Below are 21,429 nucleotides of genomic sequence, written 5' to 3'. Positions count from 1 at the left end.
GGCCCGCCGGGGGCGCTGCGTACCATCGCCACGGTGAGCAGCACATCGTCCGACGTCATGGCGGAACCGGCGGCCGACGCCCCGGTTCCGCCGCGGGCCCTCCCCAACGGGCTCGCCGCGTTCCTCGTCTTCTTCTCCAGCGGCGCGGTGCTGGTGCTGGAGACCGTCTCGTTGCGCCTGGTCGGCCCGTACGTCGGGGTGACGCTCCAGGTGACCAGCTCGGTCATCGGCATGGCGCTGGCCGCCATCGCGTACGGGGCGTGGTTCGGCGGGTGGCTCGCCGACCGGCGTGACCCGCGCACCCTGCTCGCCCCGGCGCTGGTGCTGGCCGGCATCGCCACCGCGGTCACCCTGCCGATCGTCAGGTACGCCGGTGAGGTGCTGCGCGGCGGCGCGGCGAGCGCGGTGCTCCTGCTGACCGCGCTGACGGTGGTGCTGCCGGCGGCTCTGCTGGCCGGGATCACCCCGCTCGTGGTGAAGCTTCAGCTCGCCGACCTGCGCCGCACCGGCCAGGTGGTGGGCAAGCTGTCCAGCATCGGCACGCTCGGCGGCATCACCGCCACGCTCGGCACCGGCTTCGTCCTGGTGGCCGCGCTGTCCAGCTCCGTCATCGTGCTGGGGCTTGCTGCCGCGCTCGGGGTGACCGGGCTGGCGCTCGGCGTCTGGCTACGACGGCAGGCGGGCGCCGGCGGGCCGTCCACGCCGGGCCGGGTCAAGGCCGCGCTGGCGTTGCTCGGCCTCGCCGCGGCGGGGCTCACCGCGGCGGCCCCGAACCCGTGCGACGTGGAGACCGCCTACCACTGCGCCCGGGTCGAGGTGGACCCGTCGTGGCCGCAGGGGCGCACGCTCTACCTCAACTCGGCCGAGCACTCCTACGTCGACCTGAACGAGCCGAACCACCTGAAGTACGCGTACACGCAGTGGATCGGCCTGGTCGCGGACGTGGCGCGGCCGGCGAAGCAGCCGATGGACGCGCTGCACCTGGGCGGCGGTGGCTTCACCGTGCCGAACTACCTGGCGGCGACCCGGCCCGGCACCGACAACCTGGTGTTCGAGCTCGACGGCGGGCTGGTCGAGCTGGACCGGCGGGAGCTGGGCCTGCGCACCGGCCCGCTGATGCGCGCCGAGGTGGGCGACGCGCGGGTGCTGCTGCGTGACGAGCCGACCGACAGCCGCGACTTCATCGTCGGCGACGCGTTCGGTCACCTGGTGGTGCCGTGGCACCTGGCCACCCGGGAGATGGCCGCCGACATCCGGCGGGTGCTGCGCCCGGACGGGATCTACGTGCAGAACGTCATCGACTACCCGCCGGGCCGGTTCATCCGGGCCGAGCTGGCCACTGTGAAGGCCGAGTTCGCGCACGTCGCGCTGATCGCGCCGCCCGGCGCGATCGACGGGGAGCAGGGCGCCAACTTCGTGATCGTCGCCTCGGACGCGCCGCTGCCGCTGGACGCGATCCCGCCCGGGCTGAAACTGCTGCCGGAGCGGGCCGAGCTGATGAACGAGGCGCAGGTGACCGAATGGGTGGGCGACGCGATGGTGCTCACCGACGACTACGCGCCGGTGGACCAACTCCTGGCGACCGCCTGAACGGGTGACTTTCCTGACCGATTCCGACCGCTGAGGTGTACCCGGGCCCACTTCGGGCAACAGGACCGACCATGGGTGGACCGGTCAGGAACGGCGTGCAACTGCTCGGCGAGCGATACCGGCTGGTCGAGCAGTTGGGTGCGGGCGGCATGTCGGTCGTCTGGCGCGGCTACGACGAGGTGCTGGGCCGGCAGGTGGCGGTCAAGGTGCTGGCCTCGCGGCTGGCCAGCGACAAGGCGTTCCGGCACCGGATCCGGGTGGAGGCGCAGGCCGCCGCGCGGCTGTGCCACCCCAACATCACCAACGTGTACGACTACGGCGAGTCGGTCCAGGTCGGGCTGACCGTGCCGTACGTGGTCATGGAGCTGGTCGACGGCGGTCCGCTCAGCGGCCGGCTCGGCCGGGACGGGCAGCTTCCCTGGCGGGAGGCGATGACCATCGGCGCGGAGGTCGCCTCGGCGCTCGCCGCGGCGCACGCCCGTGGCGTGGTCCACCGGGACGTGACCCCGGGCAACGTGATGCTCACCCCGACCGGTGTGAAAGTCGTCGACTTCGGCATCTCGGCGCTGGTGGGGGAGAGCGACAAGGGGCCGGACGGCGCGCTGCTCGGCACGCCCGCCTACCTGGCGCCGGAACGGCTGGACAACGGCCACGTCTCGCCCGCCACCGACGTGTACGCGGTCGGGCTGCTGCTGTACCGGATGCTCACCGGCCGTCTGCCGTGGCAGGCCAGCACCACCACCGAGATGCTGCGCGCGCACATGTACCGCGACCCGGACCCGATGCCGTCGGTGCCGGGCCTGCCCGAGCCGGTCGCCGCGCTGGTGCAGCGGTGCCTGGCCAAGCGGCCCGAGGACCGCCCGGCCACGACCGAGGTGGCCCGTACGCTCGCCGAGGCGGCCGGGATCGCGGCCGTCGTGCCGGTGTCACCGGCGTTCGGCCGGATGGACCCGGCGCTCGTGGAGAACGCGGGCACCACGATCCTGCCCTGGTCGGCGGAGACAGACGCGCTGCCGTTCTCGGTGGTCCGCACCCGCACCCGGCGGGCGGTGGCGCGGCGGCGCAAGGTCGAGGCCGGGGTGGCCGCCCTCGGGCTGGTCGCGGTCACCGCCACGCTGTGGGGGCTGACGTCCCGGAGCCCGGCCAGCGGCGGCGTCGAGCCGACCGAGGCGCGGATGAGCCTGCCCGAGCCGACGCTCTGCGCTGTCGACTACTCGCTGCGCCGCGACACCGGCAAGGAGTTCTCCGCCGAAGTGACGCTCACCAACACCAGTGACCGCGAGATGCAGGGCTGGACCATGAACTTCACGTTCCCCGGCAAGCAGACGGTCACCACGGCCAAGCCGCCGGCGCGGCAGGAGGGGCGTACCGTGTCGATTCCCGCGCCCACCGCGACCCCGGCGCTGGCCCCCGGCGCGTCGGCGAAGCTCACGCTGGCCGGCCGCTACACCGGGAGCAACACGCTGCCTGTGGAGTTCACCGTCGGCGGAAAGAGCTGCGGCGTGCAGGTGTCCGGGATCGCCGGCTCGGCGCCCACCACCGCGCCGCCGGTGAAGACGCCGGTCAAGCCGCCCACCAAGTCCACCGCCAAGAGCGGGCCGGCGAAGGCGAAGCCGGCGCCGCCGAAATCGAAGCCCAAGGCCGCGCCGAAGCCCAAGGGCAAGGAAGGTCCGAAGGGAAAAGCACAGTAGACCGGCCGAAGGGGGGTGGGCCCGGCAAGGGCAAGGGTCCGAAGAAGGGCTGACCGTTTCAGGTCGGCACGGCGGTCAGGTCGGCACGGCGGTCAGGTCAGCGCGGAGAAGCGCTGCACCTGGGAGATGCCGCCCTCCACGATGAGCACGCTGTCCGCCGTCAGCACCGTGTCCGGTCCGACGTACCGGAACGGTTCCCCGGCCTGCTTTTCGCCCACCACCATCACGCCGTAGCGGTCCCGCGGCGCGATGTCGCGCAGCGCCCGCCCGACCAGCGGCGCCGGCACCTTGATCTTGGCGATGGCGAAGTCGTCGTCGAACTCGATGAAGTCGAGCATCCGGCTGACGATCAGGTGCGCCACCCGCTCGCCGGTCTCCTGCTCGGGGAAGACCACGTGGTGCGCGCCGACCGAGTGCAGGATCTTCGCGTGCTTCTCCGACGTGGCCCGCGCCCAGATCTGCTCGATCCCCAGCTCGGCCAGCGCCAGTACGGTGAGCACACTCGCCTCCAGCGACGCCCCGATCGCGACCACCACCCGGCCGAAGTCCGCCAGCCCGAGCTGGCGCAGCACCACCTCCTCGGTGGTGTCCGCCTGCACCACCCGGTCCAGGTCCGCCGACCAGTGCTGCACCCGGTTCGGGTCGTGGTCGATCGCCAGCACCTCGTAACCGAGCCGGGACAGGGACTCGGCCAGGCGCGAGCCGAACCGGCCCAGGCCGATCACCGCGATGCCGGTCTCCTCCGGATGTCTAGCCGACAATGGGTTGCTCCTCCGGGTAGCGGTACAGCCGTCGACGGGTGTTCAACGCGATGGCCGAGCCGAGCGTGAGCGGCCCGATCCGGCCGATGTACATGAGCGCGGTCAGCACGTACTGGCCGGGCGGGGAGAGCTGCCCGGACACCCCGACGGTCAGGCCGGTGGTGCTGAACGCGGAGGTGACCTCGAACAACGCGGCGGCGAACGACACCTGCGAGGTCAACGCGATCAGGCCGACCGTCCCGCCGGCCACGAGCGCCACGCTCAGCAGCGCCACCGTCAGCGCCTGCCGCTGGCTCGCCGCCGCCACCCGGCGGTGCCCGACAGTGGTGTCCGGCTCGCCCCGCAGCTCTGCCCAGATGGCGAAGCCGAGCAGGAAGAACGTGGAGACCTTGATGCCGCCCGCGGTGCTGGCGCTGCCGCCGCCGATGAACATCAGGCCGATCAACATGGGGTAGCTCTCGTCGGTGAGCCGCCCGACGTTGACGACGTCGAAGCCGCCGGTACGGCTCAACGCGATCTGGGTGAACGACGCCAGCAGCTTGCCCGGCACGTCGTAGGTGCCGATCGTGAACGGGTTGGTCCACTCGGCCATCAGCAGGTAGGCGACGCCGAAGACGGTCAGCACCACGCTGCCCCAGATGGTCAGCTTCGTGGCGACCGCCCAGCGTGCCGGCTGCCGCCACTCGCGTACCGCCTCGAACAACGCCGGGAAACCCAGCCCGCCGATGATCGCGCCGACGCTGAGCGGCAGCGCCACCCAGCCGTCGCGGGAGAACGCGATCAGGCCGTCGGAGTAGAGCGCGAACCCGCCGTTGTTGAACGCCTGGACCGAGTGGAACACCGCGGACCAGAGAGCCCGGCCCGGCCGGTAGTCGTACGCCAGGAACAGGCGCGCGGCGATCACCGCCGTCATCAGGGTTTCGGTGACGAAGACGGTGGCCGCGATGCGCAACAGCAGGCGGCGTACGTCGCCGAGGCCGAACTCGGCCGTCTCCGCCTGCACGAGCAGCCGGTTACGCAGGCCCAGCTGGCGGGAGACCGCCAGGATCACCAGCGACGCCCCGGTCAGGATGCCCAGACCGCCGAGCTGCGTCAGCACGGTGATCATCACGAGCCCGAAGCCGTTCCAGTAGTTCGGCGTGTCGGTCACCGCCATCCCGGTCACCGACACCGCCGACGTGGACGTGAACAGCGCGGTGACGAACGGGGTGTACCGCTGCTGGCTCGTCGCCCAGGGCAGCATGAGCAGACCGGTGCCGACCAGGATCACCGCCAGGAACCCCAACGGCACCAGCCGTACGGGCTTCCGGAGCAGACGGCGCACCCCGTCATCTTCCGTCCGGAGATTCACCGGCAGGTCAGGAACAGACCAACTGGAGGTCAACCACGCCCGGTCTGCTGTGCGTACCCATCGACGACAGGAGACGGCGTTGCGACGTACCCTTTCCGCCCTCGGCGTGGCCGGCGCGCTGCTCGCGGCGGCCGCTGTGGTGGTGCCGGCCGTGGCCGCCCAGGCCGTCGAGTAGCCTCCTCGCCGATCTTGGAGTTGTGGCACCTCACGAACCGCTGGCGCCACTTCGGGGAAGTGGCTGCTTCCGGGCGCGATGATGCCGCCACTTCGGCGTAGTGGAGTTGATCAGCTCGGAGTCGGCGAACCCGACCCCGTCCTGCCTGCACGGGCGCTGCGACACGGCGCGCGATGGCTTGGGCCGACATTCCCGGCGGGGTGCGCGTGGTGGGTGCGGCCATCCCGGGTCGGTGCGGTTACGTGTCGATGTCCGGCGTTGTAACGAGCGGCCACCCCGTCCCGGGCACTTGTGTGCGCCGACCACATAGCCCGTGGGTGACGTCACTTCTAGCGTGAGCCGACAACTGACATTCCTCCTGTCCTCACCTGGAGTCGCAATGACGATCCGGCACACGCGACGGGTGTTCCTTACCGCCGCCACCTCGGTGGCGGTCGCTCTGGCCGCCACGGCCTGTGGCAGCCCGCAGGACACCGCATCCGGCGGCGGCGACGACGCCGCCCCGGTCAAGGTCGGTCTGGTCTACTCCCAGTCCGGCCCGCTGGCCAGCTACGGCAAGCAGTACATCGAGGGCTTCAAGGCGGGCCTCGACTTCGCCACCAAGGGCACCGGCAAGGTCGGTGACCGCACGATCGAGGTGACCGAGGCCGACGACGCGGGCGACCCGGCCAAGGCCGTGTCCGCCGCGAAGGACCTGATCGGCAAAGGTACGAAGATCATCGCCGGGTCCACCTCCTCCGGGGTGGCGCTCCAGGTCGCGCCGATCGCCGCGCAGAACAAGGTGCTGTTCATCTCCGGTCCGGCCGCCACCGACGCGGTGACCGGCGCGAACAAGTACACGTTCCGCTCCGGCCGGCAGTCCTGGCAGGACGTGGTGACCGCCCGGTCGTTCATCGGCGACGCGGGGGGCAAGAAGGTCGTCGTGTTCGCGCAGGACGGCGCGTTCGGCGACGCGAACGAGGCCGCCGTCAAGGCCGTGATCGGCGGCGCCGGCGCGAACGTGAGCAGCGTGCGGGCCCCGGCCAGCGCCACCGAGTTCACGCCGTTCGCCAGCCAGATCAAGGCCGCCAAGCCGGACCTGCTCTTCGTCGCCTGGGCCGGCACCACCGCCGGGGCCATGTGGCAGACGCTCGACCAGCAGGGCGTCCTCGCCTCCACCACTGTCGTCACCGGCCTGGACATCCGCGCCTCCTGGCCGACGTTCGGCGCGGCCGGCAGCAAGATCTCGTTCCTGTCGCACTACTTCGACGGCGCGAGCGACACCGAGGCCGCGAAGGCCGCGAAGGCGAAGGTGCCGGGCGGCACGCTCGACCTGTTCCACCCGGACGGGTTCGCCGCGGCGCAGATGGTCGTCCGGGCCGTGCAGGAGGGCGGCGACGACGTGGAGAAGATGGTCAAGGCGCTTGAGGGCTGGGAGTTCGAGGGCGTCAAGGGCACCATGAAGATCCGCGCCGAGGACCACGCCCTGCTCCAGCCGATGTACCAGGCCAAGCTCTCCGGCAGCGGCACCACCTTCACGGCCAGCGCGCAGAAGTCGCTCACCGGTGACGAGAGCGCGCCGCCGGTCGCGCAGATGAAGGGCTGACCCGTGCTCGCCACCCGCGGTCTGACCTGGCGGATCGGTGAGGTCGCCATCGTCGACTCCGTCTACCTCGATCTGGCGCCGGGGGAGTTCCTCGGCGTGATCGGGCCCAACGGCGCCGGCAAGACCTCCCTGTTCAACCTGATCACCGGCCTGCGCCGGCCCACCGAGGGCACGGTCCTGCTGGACGGCGCGGACATCACCGCGCTTGCGCCGCACCGGCGTGCCCGGCTCGGACTGGGGCGTACCTTCCAGGCGTCCTCGGTCTTCGGCTCGCTGACCGTGCGGGAGAACGTCCGGCTGGCCGTACAGGCACACCGGGGTGGCTCGATGAAGCTGTGGCGGCGGGCGGCGGCCGACCGGGAGGTGGCCGCCGCCGCCGACGCGGCGCTCGACCGGGTCGGTCTGCACCACAGGGGTACGGCGCTCGCCGGCACCCTGGCCCACGGCGAGAAGCGCAAGCTGGAGATCGCGCTGCTGCTCGCCGGGGAGCCCCGCGTGATGCTGCTGGACGAGCCGATGGCCGGGGTGAGCGCCGAGGACGTGCCCGAACTGGTCAGCGTGATCAAGTCGCTGACCGGCGACAGCGGCCGGGCGGTCCTCATGGTGGAACACCACATGGACGTGATCCTGGAGCTGGCCGACCGGATCGCCGTGATGCACCACGGCGCGCTGCTGGCGTGCGACACCCCGGAGACCGTGATGGCGAACGCCACCGTGCAGGAGGCGTACCTGGGGGAGGCCCTCTAATGGCGGAACCTGTCCTGTCCGTGGCGGACCTGTCCGTGCGGATCGCCGGGCTGCACATCCTCCAGGGCGTGTCGTTCGAGGTCGCGCCCACCGGCGTGACGGTGTTGCTCGGGCGCAACGGCGTCGGCAAGACCACCACGTTGCGCGCGATCGTCGGGCTGACGCCGCGCGGTGGCGAGGTGCGCGGCAGCGTACGCATGGGGGCGCGCAGCCTGCTGGCCCGCCCCACCCACCGGCTGGTCCGCGACGGCCTCGGCTACGTGCCGGAGGACCGCTGCGTCTTCGCCGGGCTCACCGTCGCGGAGAACCTGCGGCTTGCCGAACGGCGGGGCGTCGCGCCCGCGTACGACAAGGTCTTCGCGCTCTTCCCGGAGCTGGAGCGGCGCGGACGGCAACGGGCCGGCTCGCTGTCCGGCGGGCAGCAGCAGATGCTCGCGATCGGCCGGGTGCTGCTCAACGACAACCGGCTGCTGCTGGTCGACGAGCCGACGAAAGGGCTGGCGCCGAAGGTGGTGACCGAGGTGGCCGAGGTGCTGGAACGGGTGGCGGAATCCGTGCCGGTGCTGCTGGTCGAGCAGAACCTGGCGGTGGTACGGCGGCTGGCGACCGACGCGGTGGTGCTCTCCGCCGGGAAGGTCGCCTGGACCGGCGACGCCCAGGAGTTGCTGCTGGAGACGGCGCTGACGAAGTCGCTGCTCGGTGTCGGTTCGGCGGAGGTGCACTCGTGAACACAGTGGTCCTGCTGACGCTGACCGGGCTGGGCCTGGCGGCGCTGTACTTCCTGGTCGCCTCCGGCCTGTCCCTGGTCTTCGGCCTCGCCGACGTGCTCAACTTCGCGCACGGGCTGTTCCTCGGCGTCGGCGCGTACGCGACCTGGTGGGCGTCGGGCAACCTGCCCGGCGCCGGGCCGGACGGGTTCGGCTTCGTGCTGGCTGTCGTCTTCGGCGTGCTGGCCGGTTCGCTCGTCGCGGTGCTGGTCGAGCTGGTGCTGATCCGGCCGCTCTACTCCCGCACCATCGAGCAGGTGCTCGTCACCGTCGGCCTGTCGCTCGCCGGGGTGGCGCTGCTCCAGGCCACCTGGGGCGCCGACCCGCGGCCGTTCCCGCGCCCGGACTGGAGCCGGGACGTCACATCTGTGCTCGGCGCCCAGGTGCCGAACGCCGGGCTGCTGCTGATCGTCGCCGCCGTCGTGGTGCTCGGCGCGCTGCTGGCGTTCCTGCGCTGGACCCGGTACGGCCTGATCATCCGGGCCGGCGTGGAGAACCGGGAGATGGTGACGGCGCTCGGCATCGACGTGCGCAAGGCGTTCACGCTCGTCTTCGCGATCGGCGGGGCCGCCGCCGCGCTGGCCGGCGCGCTCGGCGGCGTCTACTTCGGCACCGTCTCGCCGGGGCAGGGCGGCTCGCTGCTGATCTTCGCCTTCATCGTGGTGGTGATCGGCGGGATGGGCTCGGTGGTCGGGTCCGCGTACGCGGCGGTCGCGGTGGGGCTGCTGCAACAGTTCGTCAACTACTACGGCACGTCCGGGCTGGGCGACCTGTGCGTGGTCGGTCTGCTCGCCGTGGTGCTGCTGCTGCGTCCGCAGGGCCTGGCCGGAAAGGTGGCTCACGCATGACCGAGGTCAAGAGCGCCGAGGCGCCCGCACCCCCGGCCGCGGTGCCGGACGAGCTGACCCCCAGCCGCGCCCGCTGGCACGGGCTGCGCCCGTACCTGCCGCTCGTGGCGCTGGTGGTGGCGGCGATCCTGCCGTACTCCACACTGCACCTGCCGGGGATCTTCGAGGGGCCGCTGAACTCGCCGGGAACGCTGCAACTGCTCGCCATCTGCCTGGTCTTCGGCGGGCTCGCGGCCGGCTACGACCTGCTGTTCGGGCGTACCGGAATGCTCTCCTTCGGCCACGCCCTCTACTTCGCCGCCGGCGTGTACGGCACGGACATCCTGGTCACCAAGGCCGGGCTGCCGCTGTGGCAGGCCGCCGTGCTCACGGTGATCGGCGGGACGACGCTCGCCGCGCTGCTCGGCGCGGTGGCGCTGCGCACGGTCGGCATTGCGTTCGCCATGGTGACGCTGGCGTTCGCGCAGGTCGGGGCGATTCTGGTGGCCCGCGACTTCGGCGGCCTCACCGGCGGCGAGGAGGGCTTGCCGCTGGACGTCTCAGGGCTGCCGTCGGCGCTGGTGGGCGTCACCAACACGGTGAACCTGTACTGGCTGGCGCTGGCGTACCTGGCGATCGTGGTCCTGGTCGTGCACCGGGTCAGCGCCTCGCCGACCGGGCGCGTGCTCGCAGGGCTGCGCGACGACGAGCGGCGCATCGGGGTGCTGGGGCTGGATCCGTACCGGTTCAAGCTCGTCGCGTTCACGCTCGCCGGCGGCCTCGCCTCGGCCGGCGGGGTGGTCTACGTGCTGATCGTCGGCGGCGCCAGCCCGCACATCACCTCGTCGGAGCTGACGCTGTCGCTGCTGGTCATGGTGGTGCTCGGCGGTCCCGGCACGCGATGGGGCCCGGTGCTGGGCGGCGTCCTATACATGTACCTGGACCACCGGCTCACCGCGTTCGGCAGCAGCGAGGCGGTGAACAGCCTGCCCGCGTTCCTCAGCCACCCGCTGAGCCAGCCCTTGTTCGTCCTGGGCACCGTGTTCATCCTGGCGGTCTACTTCTTCCCCGGCGGCCTGGCCAGCCTGCGCTCCCGCGTAACCCCCCTCCTGACGGCCCTCCGCCGCCCCCGCTGACCCGCCACTCTCCCTCTCCCTGGCCCTCTCTCCGCCCGTTGATCAAGGAGTTTGTGTCCTGATTCCGCGATTAGGATGACGCAAACTCCTTGATCAACGGGGGAGCGGGAAGCGGGATGCGGGGAAGGGGAGCGGGCATGGGGGAGCAGCGGCGGCTGGCTGTGGTCAGTGGGGGTGGGACCGGGATCGGGGCCTCGGTGGCGCGAGGGCTCGTCGACGACGGGTTCGACGTGATCGTGGTGGGGCGGCGGGGTGACGTGCTCGACTCCGCTGCGCGGCGGATCTGTGCCGAGGCCGGGCGGGACGGGGCGGTCACCGCTGTCGCCGCCGACCTGACCGACCCCGGTCAGGTCGGCGCGGTGGTGGACGCCGTCGGGGAGCGCGCCGTGGACGCGGTCGTCAACAACGCCGGTGGCTACCTCGGCGGGTCGACCGACTCGCTCGCCGGGGTGGCGGACTGGTGGCGGGCCAACCTGGGCGCCAACGTGCTCACCGCCGTACTGCTCACCGAGGCGCTGCTGCCCGCCCTGCGCCGCCCCGGCGGCCGGGTGGTCCTGCTCAGCTCGATCGCCGCGCAGCGCGGTGGCGCCGGGCCGTACTCGGCGGCGAAGGCCGCGCTGCACGGCTGGGCGTACGACCTGGCCGCCCAGCTCGGCCCGGACCAGATCACCGTGAACGTGGTGAGCCCTGGCTACGTGGCCGAGACCGAGTTCTTCGGCGACCGGATGACGCCCGAGGGGCACGCCAGGCGCGTCGCCGCCACGCTCGTCGGCCGGGCCGGTGTGCCGGACGACATCGCGGCGGCCGTGCGCTACCTGGTCGGCCCGTCCGCCGGGTACGTCACCGGGCAGGTGCTCGGCGTCAACGGCGGTTCCGTCCTCGGCCGCTGACACACGCGAAAGGGGGTAGCCCTCGCCGCTCCTGGTAGAAATGCCGGATGAGCCAGGATCGGACAGCCGTACGGGAACGCGCCGAAGCGGTACTGCGACGGCTGGCGGGTGACCACGCCCGGCTGCGCGAGGACCAGTGGCGGGCCATCGAGGCGCTCGTGATCGACCGGCGGCGGGTGCTCTGCGTGCAGCGCACCGGCTGGGGCAAGTCGGCCGTCTACTTCGTGGCCACAGCGCTGCTGCGCGAGGGGAACCAGCACGGGCCGACGGTGATCGTCTCGCCGCTGCTGGCGCTGATGCGCAACCAGGTCGAGTCCGCCGCCCGCGCCGGCATCCGGGCCCGCACCATCAACTCGGCGAACCTCGACGAGTGGGACGAGATCACCGCCGAGATCCACGCCGGAGCCGTCGACGTGCTGCTGATCAGCCCGGAGCGGCTGAACAACCCGGACTTCCGCGACGGCGTACTGCCGAAGCTGGCCGCCACCACCGGGCTGCTGGTGGTGGACGAGGCGCACTGCGTCTCCGACTGGGGGCACGACTTCCGGCCCGACTACCGGCGGCTGCGGACGTTCCTGGCGAACCTGCCCGAGCGCACGCCGGTGCTCGCCACCACCGCCACCGCCAACGCCCGGGTCACCCAGGACGTGGCCGAGCAACTGGGTGACGCGCTGGTGCTGCGGGGAACGCTCGACCGGGAGTCGCTGCGCCTTGGCGTACTCGATCTGCCGAGCCCGGCGCACCGCCTGGCCTGGCTGGCCGACCACCTGGACCGGCTCCCCGGCTCGGGGATCGTCTACACGCTCACCGTGGCGGCGGCCACCGAGACGGCCGACTTCCTGCGCGGCCGGGGCTGGTCGGTCGCCTCCTACACCGGGCAGGCCGAGGACGCCGACCGGCGGGCCGCCGAACAGGACCTGCTCGACAACAAGATCAAGGCGCTTGTCGCCACCAGCGCGCTCGGCATGGGCTTCGACAAACCCGACCTCGGCTTCGTGGTGCACCTGGGCGCGCCGCCCTCGCCGATCGCCTACTACCAGCAGGTCGGCCGCGCCGGCCGGGCCGTCGAGCACGCCGAGGTGCTGCTGCTGCCCGGTGTGGAGGACGCGGCCATCTGGCGGTACTTCGCCTCGCTCGCCTTCCCGCCCGAGGAGCAGGTCCGCGCCGTGCTCGCCGCGCTGGACACTGAGCGGCCGATCTCCACCCAGGCCCTGGAACCGGTGGTCGACCTGCGCCGGGCCCGGCTGGAGCTGATGCTCAAGGTGCTCGACGTGGACGGCGCGGTCCGCCGGGTGCGCGGCGGCTGGCTCGCCACCGGCGAGCCCTGGGTCTACGACGAGGCCCGGTTGCGGCGCGTCGCCGACGCGCGCGCCGCCGAGCAGCGGGCCATGCGGGAGTACGCCTCGACGTCCGGCTGCCGGATGCGCTACCTGCGGGAAGGGCTGGACGACACCGGGGCGGCCGACTGCGGGCGGTGCGACAACTGCGCCGGACCGCTGTTCGACGCAGCCGTCTCCGACGAGGCGCTCACCGCCGCGCAGACGTTCCTCGGGCGCCCCGGCGTGACGATCCCGCCGAAGAAGCTCTGGCCGACCGGGTTGGACGCGGTGGGCGTACCCCTGAAGGGCCGCATCCCCCCGGCCGAGCAGGCGCTGCCCGGCCGGGCCGTGGGACGCCTCTCCGACCTGGGCTGGGGCGGGCGGTTGCGCGGGCTGGTCGGGCCGGAGGCACCCGACGGCCCGGTGCCCGACGACGTGGTGGCGGCCGTGGTCGAGGTGCTGAAGGCGTGGGCGCACGGCGACGACCCGTGGCCCCGGCGGCCGGTGGGCGTGGTCGCGGTCGGCTCCCGGACGCGGCCGCTGCTGGTCGGCTCGCTCGCCGAGCGGATCGCCGCCGTGGGCCGGCTGCCGCTGCTCGGCCAGGTCGTCCCGACCGGACCGTCCGGCGGTGGCGGGCCGCGCGGCAACAGCGCCCAGCGGGTACGCGTGCTGCACGACGCCTTCCGCCTGCCGGACGAGCTGGCCGACGCGCTGCCAGGGCTGGACGGGCCGGTGCTGCTGGTGGACGACCTGGTCGACTCGGGCTGGACCATGGCCATGGTGGCGCGGCTGCTGCGCCGGGCCGGCGCGCCGGACGTGCTGCCGCTGGCGCTCGCCGTGGCCGCCTGAGCCGTCGCGGCCGCGCGGCAGCTCCCGGCCGTCGCCTCGCGGACAGTCCCGGCGGTCGCGTCGCGAATAGTTCCCGGCCCGGCCGGAATGCGAGCGTCGCCACCGCCGGCGGACCGTCGGCGGACCGGCCCGTGACCGGCGGTACCGTGGGGTCATGACCGAGCAGCTACCCGTCGTCCAGACGTACACCGTGACCGGGATGACCTGCGAACACTGCGTCCGGGCGGTGACCGAGGAGCTGTCCGCGCTGCCCGGCGTCGAGGAGGTCCGGATCGACCTGGCCGGTGGCACGGCCACCGTCACCAGCGACGTCCCGCTGCCGGTCGAGTCGGTCCGCGCCGCCGTGGACGAGGCGGGTTACGAGCTGGTCGGCGGCGGTGCCTGAGTCGCCGTCCGTCACGTCCGGCCCCGACGTCGTCCCCGACGACGCCAGGGCCGGCTCCGACGTTCCCGCGACACCGCCCGGCCACGCCGCGCGGTCCGGCGACGCTGCCCGGCCCGGGGACGCGGCGCTGGCCGAGGAGGACGCGGCGTGGCCCGGGGATGCGGCGCGGTCCGAGACCGCGGCGCCGGACGGGGACGAGGCGCGGCCCGGTGGCGGCGCGGCCGATCGTGCCGGGGCGGCTGCGGCCGGCCCGGTCGCCGTGGATCGGGAGACGCTGCGGCTGGCCCTGGTGGTGGGCGGCCTCGTGCTCGCCGTGCTGCTCGGCTTCGGGCTCGGCCGGCTGAACGCGCCGGCTGCCCCGGCCCGGTCCGGCGGCCCCACGGCGAGCGGGACCACCGCGGGCGACGGCGGCATGCACGCCCACGCGCCCGGCACCGGCGCGCATACCCACGACGGCGCCACCGTCACCCAGGGCGGCGGCGACGGCGCGGCCGGGCTGTCCGTCACCTCGGCCGGTTACACGCTGGTCCCGTCGAGCACCGAGCTGGCCGCCGGTCGCGCCGGTGAGCTGCGCTTCCAGATCCGCGACGACAAGCGTCGCGCGGTGACCCGGTTCGCCGTGGTGCACGACAAGCCGATGCACGTGATCGTGGTGCGCCGTGACCTGAGCGGCTACCTGCACCTGCACCCCACGATGGCCGCCGACGGCACCTGGTCGGTGCCGCTCGGGCCGCTCGACCCGGGAGCCTGGCGGATGTACGCGGACTTCACCGCTGTCGCCGACGACGGCGGCCAGGTCGCCGTGGTGCTCGGCGCCGACCTGGCCGCGCCCGGCGCGTACCGGCCCCGGCCGTTGCCCGCCGCCGCCACGTCGGCCACTGTCGACGAGTTCACCGCCGCCTACACGGGCACGCCGGAGGTGGGGCGCTCGGTGCCGCTGCGGTTCCGGATCGCCGGCGCGGACGGCGCGACGGCGCCGCTGGAGCCGTACCTCGGCGCGTACGGGCACCTGGTGGCGCTGCGCGAGGGCGACCTCGGCTACCTGCACGTACACCCGGAGCCGGTGCGTGACGGCGACGAGGTGACGTTCTGGCTGACCGCGCCGGGGCCGGGAAACTACCGGATGTTCCTGGACTTCCAGGTCGGCGGCGTGGTGCGGACCGCCGAGTTCACGCTGACAGTGGCCTAGCCGGCGCGGCGGACCGGACGGCGGGCCAGGTAGCGGAGCAGGTCGCGGATGTGGTGCTTCTCCTCGGCGGGCACGCCCGGGTCGGCCAGCCGATCCAGGATCACCCGCACGTCGGCCTCGACCGGACCGTCCTCGGCGCCCCGGCGGCGCGGCACCGGGCCGGCGTCGGGCAGGCCCAGCGCGCGGAACGCGGCCGCCACGGGCAGGTCGAGAGCGGCGCAGAAACCACGCACCTTGGCGAGTTCGGGGTAGTCCTGCCAGTCGCCGGCCAGCCAGCGGAACACCGTCGAGCGGCCGACTCCGGTGTGGGTGGCCAGATCGGTGACCGTCCAGCCGCGTTCCTCGCGCGCGTCGTCGATGGCCCGGCGTACGAAGCGTGCGAAGGCCATCTGCGGCGAAACGTCTGCCGAACCCATCCCTCCGGATCTGTCCCCTCTCGCCGGTGGCCCGGCTCTGCCGGTCGAGCCTAGTACGCCGGGGCGCAGAAGTAACTGACTGATCGGTCCGGAGATCTCGTCGGCGAGACTCGACAACTGCGGAAGCCTGCTTCGGGTAATGCGCTTCGGGTAATAGGCTGAGGGAACCCTGAGAGTCGATGGAGGAGAAGCATGGCCGAGCCGGACCGTCCCGTACCGCATCGCCCCGGCGCGGTGAGCCTCTTCTTCGTGGCCAAGGCCGCGTTGTTCGCTCTCGGCTTCTGGATCTGGCTGCTGGTCCTGGCGGTACGGGGAAGCGAGGCGACAGGCGTACACCTGATCGCCGCGACCGGCGCGGTCTGCACCACGCTGGCCTCGGTGGTGCTGGGAGCGCGGATGGCGCTGCAGCGCAACGCCGCCGCCCGGCACGCCGAGCTGAAGCGGATGCTCGTCGACATCTCGTGGAACGCCTTCGCCGCCGCCGGCAACGCCGACCACCCCGGCGGAAAGGTGGTGCCGTTCCCGGCCGCGCCAGAGGAGGGCGAGCGGCCCGCCAACCGCGGCCTCGGTGAGCGCGTGTCGGTGCTGGACCGGGGCGACCGTAACCGGGGTGACCGGGGGCGGTAGCGCGGCCCTCAGGCCCGCTCGGCCAGCAGCGTCTCCAGCCGGGGCGTCACGCCCCACCGCCCGACCAGCTCGCGATACTCGGAACGCTGCCCGTCGGTCGGCGCGCCGGCCGTCCGGCGTGCCCGGATGAGCAGGTTGCGCGGCGTGTGCTGGGAGTCGACGAACTCCACCACCTCGGTGCGGTATCCGTGCAGGCGCAACAGCCCGGCCCGCAGGGCATCGGTCAGCACGTCGGCGAACCGCTCCCGGAGGATGCCCTGCCGGGTCAGCAGCTCGTACGGCTCCGGCGCCGGGCGCGCCCGGAGCTGGGCGGCCAGGTCGTGGTGGCAGCAGGGCGCGGCGAGCACCCAGCGGGCGTCCCAGCGCACCGCCCGGGCCAGCGCCTCGTCGGTGGCGGTGTCGCAGGCGTGCAGCGCCAGCACGAGGTCCGGCGCCGGTTCGACGGGCGCCTCGGCGATGGTGCCGGCCACGAAGCTGACCCGGTCGGCCCAGCCCAGCCGCTCGGCCAGCTCGGTGTTGCGGCGGCGCTGGTCCTCGCGCACGTCCACCCCGACGAGCGTCACGTCCAGGCCGCGCCGGACCAGGTAGCGGTAGGCGGCGAAGGTCAGGTACGCGTTGCCGCAGCCCAGGTCGACCACCCGCAGCGGGCCGGTGAGGTCGTCGGGCAGTGTCGCGGCCAGCGCGCGCAGGAACGCGTCGACCTGCCGGCGCTTGGCTGCCGAGCCGCCGATCTCCCGGAAGAGGGGATCACCCGGGTCGAGCAGCCACTCCTTGGCCCGGTCGTGCCGCTCCGGCTCGCCAACGGTACGGCTGGCCGCCGCGCGGTGCACCTGCGCCTCACCGGACTTCGTCACCCGGAGTTGGAGTGTGGCGTCGGTGGTCTCGACGTGCCAGTTGCCGAACGGCTCGGCGAGCAGTTCGTCCACTGCGGCGTCGGCCTCGGTTCCCGGCGCCACATTTCGGGTGTGCGGCCGGGACCCGTCGGAGGTGGCGATCTGCAACCGGGGGCCGCCCTTGAGCGCGACCGGGCGCAGTTCCGCGCGTACCACCGAGGGGCGCTGCCCACGACGCCGCCCGGCGGCCACCGCCCGGGTCAGTCCTGGCGCGAGCAGCAGCGCCCGTACCTCCGACAGCGCCGAGTCCAACGGCTCCGGCATCCCTACCTGCCTCTCCAGTCCTCCCACCCCACCCGCGCCGCCCACCTGGACGATCATGAGGTTGGCCGTACGCGAGCACGGCGTGTCGCGCCGTCAACTTCATGATCACCGCATGGGTTCGGCGGTCGTGGGACGGGTACGGCCTCCGGGACCGTGGTCCGGGAGGCCGTTTCCGTCGGTGTGGGTCAGTCGGCGTTGCTGGCCTCGGCGGGCGCGCCGGCGCTGCCGCCACGGCGGCGACGACGGCGACGCGGCTTGGTCGACGCCTCGCCCTCCCCGGTCGCCGGTGCGGCGGCCTCGGCCGCGCCCTCGGTGCTGATCACCGCGGTCGGCTCGCCGGCCACCGCCTCGCCGGCCCGGCGACGCCGCCGCCGACGCGGCGTACGGTTCGCGTCGCCGTCTCCGCCCTCGGCCTCGGCCTGCACGGCGGGCGCGTCCCCGCCCTCGCTCGCGCGGCTCCGACCGCGGTCACCACGGTCACCACGGTCACCGCGGTCACGGTCACCGCGCTCGCGGCCCCGGCTGTCGCCGCGCCGCGCGCCCCTGCGTGCCCGGCCACCGCCGCCCAGGTCCTCCTCGACCTCGGCGGACAGGCCGGCACGGGTGCGCTCGGCGGTCGGCAGCGTGGCGCTGACGTCCGTCGGGATGGCCAGGTCGGTGTAGAGGTGCGCGGAGGTGTGGTACGTCTCCGGCGGCTCCGGCATGTCCAGCCCGAGCGTCTTGTCGATGATCCGCCAGCGGGGCATGTCGTCCCAGTCGACGAACGTCACCGCGACACCGGTGGCCCCGGCCCGGCCGGTACGGCCGATGCGGTGGGTGTAGGTGTCCTGGTCCTCGGGGCAGTCGTAGTTGATCACGTGCGTGACGCCCGTGACGTCGATGCCCCGGGCCGCCACGTCGGTGGCGACCAACGTGTCGATCTTGCCGGCGCGGAACGCCCGCAGCGCCCGCTCCCGCGCGCCCTGGCCCAGGTCGCCGTGCACGGCGGCCACGGCGAAGCCACGGAAGTCGAGATCCTCGGCGACCCGGTCGGCGGCCCGCTTGGTGCGGGTGAAGATCATGGTCAGGCCGCGGCCCTCCGCCTGGAGGATGCGCGCCACGATCTCGACCTTGTTCAGCGAGTGCGTGCGGTACGCGAGCTGCGTGGTCTGCGGGGACGGGCCGGTCTCGGCGGTGTGCCCGGCGTGGATCGTCACCGGCCGGCGCAGGAACCGCCGCGACAGCGCGACGATCGGGTCCGGCATGGTGGCCGAGAACAGCATGGTCTGCCGGTCCTCCGGCAGCATCGCCAGGATCTTCTCGACGTCGTCCAGGAAGCCCAGGTCGAGCATTCGGTCGGCCTCGTCGAGGACCAGCGCGCGGACCCGGTCGAGCCGCAGGTGCTTCTGCTTCTGCAGGTCCATCAGGCGGCCGGGAGTGCCGACCAGGATCTCGACGCCCTTGCGCAGCGCCTCGATCTGCGGCTCGTACGCCACGCCGCCGTAGATCGGCAGCACCCGGACGCCACGGGTGCGGCCGGCGGCGTCGAGGTCCTTGGCGACCTGGATGCCCAGCTCGCGGGTGGGTACGACGACGAGCGCCTGCGGGACGCCGTCGCTGCCCTCGGACGGGGCGAACACCCGCTCCAGCAGCGGGATGCCGAAGCCGAGCGTCTTGCCGGTACCGGTCGGGGCCTGCCCGATCAGGTCGACGCCGCGCAGCGCGATCGGCAGCGCGTACTCCTGGATGGCGAAGGCGCGGGTGATGCCGGCGGCGGCGAGCGCCTCGACGGTTTCCTGCCGCGCGCCGAGCGCGGAGAACGTGGGTGCCTCCGGGGGGACCGGAGCGGTGGGGGCCAGTGGCTGGCCGGAAATCTGCTCGCTCATGTGGATGTGGGGGTGCCCTCTCGTGGTGCGCCCCTCATGTCCTCAGGGCGCGTTCGGTGTGTGGCGCGGGCCACGCGGTCGGGGGCGTTTCGCCGAGCCGGACCGGGCCGCACGCGCGTCGGGGACCGGCCTTGATCAGCGAAGCTGACCGAATCGGTGCCCACGGCAACTGTCTCATCCTACCTGAACGGCCCCTGAGCCGTCCCGATTCCCAGGTGGTGGCCGTGCACGCGGGGCGGCTTGATGTGACTTGAGTCACAGCTCTGGCGCCGGTAGCCTGCGCTCGTGGCCGCCCCCGACCCCGCCGCGACCGGCTCTGCCGCCGCTGGTCCCACCGCCCCCGATCCCGCCGCGACCGGCCTGTTCGGGCTCGTCGCGTACGGCGAACTGCTCGCCTTCGACCGCCTCGCCGCCGACGCTCGCCTCGCGCCCGACCTGGGCCGCCGCGCCGCGCTCAGCGAGATGGCCGCCGCGGAGATCGCGCACTACCGCCGGCTGACCGACCGCCTCGCCGCGTGGGGCGTCACCCCGGAGGAGGCGATGGCCCCCTACGTCGAGGCGCTGCGGGCGTACCACGACTCGACCGAGCCGCGGGACTGGGCGGAGGCGGTGACGAAGGCGTACGTGGGTGACGCGATCACCGAGGACTTCCTACGCGGGATCGCCGGCGGGCTGGCCGGGCCGGAGCGCGCGCTGCTGCTCGACGTGCTGCACGACTCCCGGTACGCCGAGTTCGCCGCGGCCGAGATCCGGGCCGCGATCGAGGCCGATCCACGGGCCGCCGGCCGGCTCTCCATGTGGGCCCGGCGGCTGCTGGGTGAGGCGCTCTCCCAGGCCGGACGGGTCGCCGCCGCCGACCGGGGCGCGCTCGGCGCGTTGATCGGCCGGACCGGCGGGGACGTGCCGGGGCTGCTGCGCCGGCTGACCGAGGCGCACACCGCGCGGATGACGGCGGTCGGGCTGAACAACTGAGCCGCCGTGGCGGGAGGCCCGCCACGGCGGCCGGTGCCGCGGGAAATCAGCGAACGGTGAACCCGACCGCGCGAGGCGAGGCCTCGGCGATCTCGACGTAGGCGACCTTGCCGACCGGCACGATGACCCGCCGGCCCTTCTCGTCGGTCAGGGAGAGCGTGCCCTCGCTCCTGGCGAAGGCGTCGGTCACGATCTGCTCGATCTCGGCCGGCGACTGCGCGCTCTCCAGGACCAGCTCCCGCGGCGCGTACTGCACGCCGATCTTGACCTCCACTGTGCCTCCTCAACTGGGGCGAAAAAGCCACCGTGGGAAGGCTATCCGATCCGGTGGCCCGATGTTCAGGCTGACTCGCCTTGCAGCGGGAAGCTGGCGATGCCACGCCAGGACAGGGCCGCGACCAGCGCCTCGGCCTCCGCCTTGGGCACCTGCCGGCCGCCGGCGAGCCAGAACTGGGCGGCCGTCTCGGCGGCGCCGACCAGGCCCGAGGCGAGCAGCTCGGCGTGCGACCGGCTGACCCCGGTGTCCGAGATGATCGTGTCGGTGATGGCCGCGATGCAGCCCTGCTCGACCCGCTCCACCCGTTGCCGTACCGCCGGGTCGTTGCGCAGGTCGGACTCGAAGACCAGCCGGAACGCCTCGCTCTCGTGGTCGACGAAGTCGAAGTACGCGCGGACCGCGGCGCTCACCCGCTCCTTGTTGTCGTTGGTGCCGCTCATCGCGTCCTGCACCTTGGCCACTATCGCGTCACAGTGCGTGTCCAACAGCGCCAGGTACAGCTCCATCTTCCCGGGGAAGTGTTGGTAGAGCACCGGCTTGGAGACCCCGGCCCGCTCGGCGATGTCGTCCATCGCGGCGGCGTGGTAGCCCTGCGCGACGAACACCTCCTGAGCAGCGGCGAGCAGCTGCTTACGGCGCGCCGAGCGGGGCAGGCGGGTGGGCCGGCCGGCGGTCTGTGCACCGTTCCCCACTGCGGTCATGGGATCCTCCGAGTATCTGCGTACGAGCCGGCACGTATCACCCGAACCGGTGCGGGTTCGTGAACCCGTCGCGGAATTGGCCCGCCGCTGTAACTTATCGCCACTGTCACCACACGGTAGCCTCAGCGGGGGCGACCAAGGAGCGCGCGGTG

General features: G+C 73.1%; 20 protein-coding genes. 13 read left to right on the top strand and 7 right to left on the bottom strand.

The genetic code is table 11. The annotated features are described in order from the left end of the window. Positions 1-57: 57 nt before the first annotated feature. Positions 58-1,590: a fused MFS/spermidine synthase gene (locus FHU28_RS31375; RefSeq protein ID WP_184690070.1), complete on the top strand. Its 1,533-nt coding sequence runs from the start codon at positions 58-60 to the stop codon at positions 1,588-1,590. 71 nt (positions 1,591-1,661) lie between these two features. Then, complete coding sequence (locus tag FHU28_RS31370) at positions 1,662-3,281, top strand: serine/threonine-protein kinase (protein WP_184688743.1); 1,620 nt, start codon at positions 1,662-1,664, stop codon at positions 3,279-3,281. 92 nt (positions 3,282-3,373) lie between these two features. Here FHU28_RS31370 and FHU28_RS31365 read toward each other — a convergent pair whose 3' ends face one another. Together FHU28_RS31365 and FHU28_RS31360 are read right to left on the bottom strand one after the other, a co-directional pair. Continuing rightward, complete coding sequence (locus FHU28_RS31365) at positions 3,374-4,042, bottom strand: potassium channel family protein (protein ID WP_184688740.1); 669 nt, start codon at positions 4,040-4,042, stop codon at positions 3,374-3,376. Continuing rightward, positions 4,032-5,366 (bottom strand): TrkH family potassium uptake protein, encoded by a 1,335-nt coding sequence (locus FHU28_RS31360; RefSeq protein WP_184688738.1) that lies wholly within the window; start codon positions 5,364-5,366, stop codon positions 4,032-4,034. The genes FHU28_RS31365 and FHU28_RS31360 overlap by 11 nt, the downstream gene beginning before the upstream one ends. A 581-nt stretch (positions 5,367-5,947) precedes the next feature. Here FHU28_RS31360 and FHU28_RS31355 point away from each other — a divergent pair. From FHU28_RS31355 to FHU28_RS31315, 9 genes are all read left to right on the top strand, one after another. After that, complete coding sequence (locus FHU28_RS31355) at positions 5,948-7,153, top strand: substrate-binding domain-containing protein (RefSeq protein ID WP_184688736.1); 1,206 nt, start codon at positions 5,948-5,950, stop codon at positions 7,151-7,153. Between the two features lie 3 nt (positions 7,154-7,156). Continuing rightward, positions 7,157-7,900: an ABC transporter ATP-binding protein gene (locus FHU28_RS31350; protein ID WP_184688734.1), complete on the top strand. Its 744-nt coding sequence runs from the start codon at positions 7,157-7,159 to the stop codon at positions 7,898-7,900. Next, positions 7,900-8,628, top strand: coding sequence for an ABC transporter ATP-binding protein (locus FHU28_RS31345; protein ID WP_184688732.1), 729 nt, complete (start codon positions 7,900-7,902; stop codon positions 8,626-8,628). The genes FHU28_RS31350 and FHU28_RS31345 overlap by 1 nt, the downstream gene beginning before the upstream one ends. Then, positions 8,625-9,515, top strand: a complete 891-nt coding sequence (locus tag FHU28_RS31340; RefSeq protein ID WP_116508786.1) for a branched-chain amino acid ABC transporter permease — start codon at positions 8,625-8,627, stop codon at positions 9,513-9,515. Before FHU28_RS31345 ends, FHU28_RS31340 begins: the two co-directional genes overlap by 4 nt. Further along, complete coding sequence (locus FHU28_RS31335) at positions 9,512-10,630, top strand: branched-chain amino acid ABC transporter permease (protein WP_184688730.1); 1,119 nt, start codon at positions 9,512-9,514, stop codon at positions 10,628-10,630. The genes FHU28_RS31340 and FHU28_RS31335 overlap by 4 nt, the downstream gene beginning before the upstream one ends. Before the next feature lie 137 nt (positions 10,631-10,767). Then, positions 10,768-11,520: an SDR family NAD(P)-dependent oxidoreductase gene (locus tag FHU28_RS31330; RefSeq protein WP_184688728.1), complete on the top strand. Its 753-nt coding sequence runs from the start codon at positions 10,768-10,770 to the stop codon at positions 11,518-11,520. A gap of 47 nt (positions 11,521-11,567) precedes the next feature. Further along, positions 11,568-13,688 carry a RecQ family ATP-dependent DNA helicase gene (locus FHU28_RS31325; protein ID WP_184688726.1) on the top strand — a complete coding sequence of 707 codons (2,121 nt, stop codon included), beginning with the start codon at positions 11,568-11,570 and terminating at the stop codon, positions 13,686-13,688. Between the two features lie 154 nt (positions 13,689-13,842). Continuing rightward, a complete protein-coding gene (locus tag FHU28_RS31320) occupies positions 13,843-14,073 on the top strand; it encodes a heavy-metal-associated domain-containing protein (protein ID WP_184688724.1) in 231 nt (76 codons plus the stop codon). Further along, positions 14,066-15,262: a hypothetical protein gene (locus FHU28_RS31315; RefSeq protein WP_184688722.1), complete on the top strand. Its 1,197-nt coding sequence runs from the start codon at positions 14,066-14,068 to the stop codon at positions 15,260-15,262. Before FHU28_RS31320 ends, FHU28_RS31315 begins: the two co-directional genes overlap by 8 nt. On the opposite strand, the gene FHU28_RS31310 is transcribed toward FHU28_RS31315, so the two are convergent. Further along, entirely contained in the window at positions 15,259-15,678 is a 420-nt protein-coding gene (locus FHU28_RS31310) for a helix-turn-helix domain-containing protein (protein WP_184688720.1), read from the bottom strand. The two genes, FHU28_RS31315 and FHU28_RS31310, sit on opposite strands and share 4 nt — an antisense overlap. Positions 15,679-15,870: 192 nt before the next feature. Between FHU28_RS31310 and FHU28_RS31305 the strand changes: the two genes are divergently transcribed. Next, positions 15,871-16,305, top strand: a complete 435-nt coding sequence (locus tag FHU28_RS31305) for a hypothetical protein (RefSeq protein WP_184688718.1) — start codon at positions 15,871-15,873, stop codon at positions 16,303-16,305. A gap of 8 nt (positions 16,306-16,313) precedes the next feature. On the opposite strand, the gene FHU28_RS31300 is transcribed toward FHU28_RS31305, so the two are convergent. Further along, positions 16,314-17,462: a class I SAM-dependent methyltransferase gene (locus FHU28_RS31300; RefSeq protein WP_184688716.1), complete on the bottom strand. Its 1,149-nt coding sequence runs from the start codon at positions 17,460-17,462 to the stop codon at positions 16,314-16,316. A 185-nt stretch (positions 17,463-17,647) separates the two neighbouring features. Further along, entirely contained in the window at positions 17,648-19,327 is a 1,680-nt protein-coding gene (locus FHU28_RS31295) for a DEAD/DEAH box helicase (RefSeq protein WP_184688713.1), read from the bottom strand. Between the two features lie 285 nt (positions 19,328-19,612). Here FHU28_RS31295 and FHU28_RS31290 point away from each other — a divergent pair, with 285 nt between their 5' ends. Further along, a complete protein-coding gene (locus FHU28_RS31290) occupies positions 19,613-20,299 on the top strand; it encodes a ferritin-like fold-containing protein (protein ID WP_184688710.1) in 687 nt (228 codons plus the stop codon). Positions 20,300-20,345: 46 nt separating this feature from the next. On the opposite strand, the gene FHU28_RS31285 is transcribed toward FHU28_RS31290, so the two are convergent. Further along, a complete protein-coding gene (locus FHU28_RS31285; protein ID WP_030502928.1) occupies positions 20,346-20,573 on the bottom strand; it encodes a DUF3107 domain-containing protein in 228 nt (75 codons plus the stop codon). Between the two features lie 65 nt (positions 20,574-20,638). Further along, complete coding sequence (locus tag FHU28_RS31280; RefSeq protein ID WP_073828993.1) at positions 20,639-21,277, bottom strand: TetR/AcrR family transcriptional regulator; 639 nt, start codon at positions 21,275-21,277, stop codon at positions 20,639-20,641. Between the last annotated feature and the right edge of the window lie 152 nt (positions 21,278-21,429).

It is taken from the genome of Micromonospora echinospora, from assembly GCF_014203425.1.
GTDB lineage: Bacteria > Actinomycetota > Actinomycetes > Mycobacteriales > Micromonosporaceae > Micromonospora > Micromonospora echinospora_A.
The sequence above is the reverse complement of the archived record's forward strand: the minus strand, read 5'-3'. Positions and strand labels throughout refer to the sequence as shown.

Bases quoted from the DNA above. Each gene is read 5' to 3' on its own strand.
- FHU28_RS31325 (WP_184688726.1), top strand. From the start codon at position 11,568: ATGAGCCAGGATCGGACAGCCGTACGGGAACGCGCCGAAGCGGTACTG.
- FHU28_RS31300 (WP_184688716.1), bottom strand. From the start codon at position 17,462: ATGCCGGAGCCGTTGGACTCGGCGCTGTCGGAGGTACGGGCGCTGCTG.
- FHU28_RS31370 (WP_184688743.1), top strand. From the start codon at position 1,662: ATGGGTGGACCGGTCAGGAACGGCGTGCAACTGCTCGGCGAGCGATAC.
- FHU28_RS31280 (WP_073828993.1), bottom strand. From the start codon at position 21,277: ATGACCGCAGTGGGGAACGGTGCACAGACCGCCGGCCGGCCCACCCGC.
- FHU28_RS31320 (WP_184688724.1), top strand. From the start codon at position 13,843: ATGACCGAGCAGCTACCCGTCGTCCAGACGTACACCGTGACCGGGATG.
- FHU28_RS31330 (WP_184688728.1), top strand. From the start codon at position 10,768: ATGGGGGAGCAGCGGCGGCTGGCTGTGGTCAGTGGGGGTGGGACCGGG.
- FHU28_RS31310 (WP_184688720.1), bottom strand. From the start codon at position 15,678: ATGGGTTCGGCAGACGTTTCGCCGCAGATGGCCTTCGCACGCTTCGTA.
- FHU28_RS31355 (WP_184688736.1), top strand. From the start codon at position 5,948: ATGACGATCCGGCACACGCGACGGGTGTTCCTTACCGCCGCCACCTCG.
- FHU28_RS31295 (WP_184688713.1), bottom strand. From the start codon at position 19,327: ATGAGCGAGCAGATTTCCGGCCAGCCACTGGCCCCCACCGCTCCGGTC.
- FHU28_RS31375 (WP_184690070.1), top strand. From the start codon at position 58: ATGGCGGAACCGGCGGCCGACGCCCCGGTTCCGCCGCGGGCCCTCCCC.
- FHU28_RS31305 (WP_184688718.1), top strand. From the start codon at position 15,871: ATGGCCGAGCCGGACCGTCCCGTACCGCATCGCCCCGGCGCGGTGAGC.
- FHU28_RS31345 (WP_184688732.1), top strand. From the start codon at position 7,900: ATGGCGGAACCTGTCCTGTCCGTGGCGGACCTGTCCGTGCGGATCGCC.
- FHU28_RS31335 (WP_184688730.1), top strand. From the start codon at position 9,512: ATGACCGAGGTCAAGAGCGCCGAGGCGCCCGCACCCCCGGCCGCGGTG.